Source organism: Streptomyces sp. NPDC044704 (assembly GCF_056433525.1).
Genome location: NZ_JBWKGY010000050.1, coordinates 1 through 2,081, shown reverse-complemented (window position 1 = coordinate 2,081; position 2,081 = coordinate 1). Strand labels below are relative to the sequence as shown.

At 74.6% G+C, this 2,081-nt stretch carries 1 protein-coding gene; it reads left to right on the top strand.

All coding sequences use genetic code 11. The features are described 5' to 3' along the window. Positions 1–2,081: condensation domain-containing protein (locus tag AC07B0_RS40310; protein ID WP_478900601.1), on the top strand; the 2,081-nt coding region annotated here is incomplete at both ends.

Genomic DNA, 2,081 nt, shown 5'->3' with positions numbered 1-2,081 from the left:
ACCGACACCCAGATCAAAATCCGCGGCTTCCGCATCGAACCCACCGAAATCGAAACCACCCTCACCACCCACCCCCACATCACCCAAGCCACCCTGGTCCACTCCGGCGGTCAGCTGACCGCGTACGTGACGGTCTCCCCCGGGAGTCCCGAGGTCCCGGCTCCGGAGGGCCTGCGCGGCTGGCTGCGGACGCTCCTGCCGGAGCACATGGTCCCGGCCCGGTTCGTCGTACTGGACCGGCTGCCGCTGACCCCCAACGGGAAGATCGACAAGGCCGCCCTGCCGGACGTCCCGCCCGCCCCCGCCGGCGCGGGCCGCGGGCCGCGTACGGCGACGGAGGAGCTCGTACGGGCGCTGGTCGGGGAGGTCCTGGGCGCCCCCGCGCCCCTGTCGATGGACGACGACTTCTTCGAGCACGGCGGGCACTCGCTCCTCGCCGCCCGTCTCACCCACCGCATCGGCACCACCCTCGGCATCACCCTCACCCTCCGCGACGTCTTCCAGCACCCCACCCCTGCCGCGCTGACCCGGCGGATCGAGGCCGTGTCCGCCCGGCCCGCGCTGCCGCCGCTCGCGCCGCACGGTCCGCGCCCCGAGCGGCTGCCCCTGTCGTTCGCCCAGCAGCGGCTGTGGCTGGTCGACGCGCTCGCCGGAGCCGGGAGCGAGGACCAGCACAAGGGCTGGGGCAAGGGCGCCGCCTACAACGTCCCCATGGCGGTCCGGCTGGAGGGCGAGCCCGACGTCGCCGCGCTGCGCGCCGCCTTCGAGGACCTCGCCGCCCGCCACGAGCCGCTGCGGACCCGCTTCGTCACCGCGTCCGACGGGGACCCGTACCAGGTCGTCGATCCGCACCCCGGGCACTTCTTCGAGTCGCGCACCGTCGACGCGGACCGCCTGGAGGCGGAACTCCTCGACGCCGCCCGGCACTCCTTCGACCTGGCGGCTGAACACCCGCTGCGCGTCACCTTGTTGTGCGGCGAGCCGGGGCGGTACACCCTCCTGGTCCTGCTGCACCACATCGCCACCGACGGGCAGTCCCTGCTCCCCCTGTTCGAGGACCTGTCCCTGGCCTACGCCGCCCGCCTGGCCGGTGGCGCACCCGGATGGGCGCCGCTGCCGGCCGCGTACGCCGACTTCGCGCTCTGGCAGCGCACGGCCCTGACGGGTCCGGGGCGGTCCGGGAGTCCGGGGCAGGCGCTGGACGCCCAGATCGCCTACTGGAAGACGGCGCTCGCGGGGCTCCCCGAGGAACTGGGGCTGCTGCCCGACCGGCCGCGTCCGGCGGTGGCCGGGCAGCGCGGCGGGGTCGTACGGGTGGACTTCGGCGCCGAGCTGTACCGGGGGGTGGTGGAGCTGGCGCGGGCCGAGCGGTGCACGCCGTTCATGGTGGTGCAGGCGGCCCTGGCCGCGACGCTGACCCGGCTGGGGGCGGGTACGGACCTGCCGCTCGGATCTCCGGTGGCGGGCCGGCCGCAGGAGTCGCTGGACGCGCTGGTCGGGTTCTTCGTCAACACCCTGGTGCTGCGTACGGACACCTCCGGGGATCCGGCGTTCCGGGAGTTGCTGGCCCGGGTACGGGCCGCCGACCTGGATGCCTTCGCCCATCAGGAGGCTCCGTTCGACCTGGTCCTGGAGGCCGTGAACCCGGCGCGCTCACCGGCCCGGCATCCGCTGTTCCAGGTGTGTCTGGCCCTGGAGTCCGGTCCCCGGGCCGTTCCGGAGTTCCCGGGGCTGCGGGCGGGGGCGGCCGAGCCGCTGGCGACGGGGGCGGTCAAGTTCGACCTGGAGTTCCTGCTGCACGCCGAGGAGGGCTCGGGGCTGACGGGCGCGGTGCTCTACAGCTCCGACCTGTACGAGCACGCCACCGTCGAGCGGATGGCCGGCATGCTGCGGCGGACGCTGGAGCAGGCGGCGCGGGAGCCGGGCGTACGGGTGTCGGAGCTGGAGTTGCTGGGTGAGGCGGAGCGGCGTCAGGTCCTGGAGGCATGGACCGGGACCCGCACGGAGACCGGCGGGGCCACGCTCACCGACCGCTTCGAGGAACAGGCCCGCCTGCGCCCCACCGCCCGCGCCGTCGTCTT